General features: G+C 69.8%; 1 pseudogene. It reads right to left on the bottom strand.

The window, feature by feature from the left end:
- Nucleotides 1-560: pseudogene (locus JCM19049_RS17140) on the bottom strand (pyridoxal-phosphate dependent enzyme); the annotation flags it as partial.

Below are 560 nucleotides of genomic sequence, written 5' to 3' on the forward strand. Positions count from 1 at the left end.
GTCGATCAGCCCGCCGGATTCGTCGCGGGCCGCCTCGGCCTGCTGCCAGGAGGCGGGGTTGCCGATGCGGATCGCGGTGGCGATGGTGTCCGGTTCGGTCACCGGGTGGCCCTTGACGATCGGGGCCGCGCCCTCGGCCTGGAAGCCCCACATGATTGGGCGCTTGGTGGCCACCGCCGGCAGCACCTGACCGGCCGGGTTGGTGTACTCGGCCGCGTATTCGGTGTAGCCGCGCCAGTAGGCGGTGATGTTTCCGGCGTTGCCCACCGGCAGCAGGTGGTAGTCCGGGGCGTCGCCCAGGAAGTCCACGACCTCGAACGCACCGGTCTTCTGCCCTGGATGCGCGCCGGGTTCACGGAGTTGACCAGGAACACCGGGTAGTTTTCGCTCAGCTTGCGCGCCACGTCCAGGCAGTTGTCGAAGTTGCCGTTCACCTGCAGGATCTGCGCGCCGTGGGCGACGGCCTGGGAGAGCTTGCCCATGGCGATCTTCCCGTCGGGCACCAGCACCGCGCACTTCAGCCCGGCCTGGGTGGCGTAGGCGGCGGCGGAGGCCGAGGT

Source organism: Arthrobacter sp. JCM 19049 (assembly GCF_001310435.1).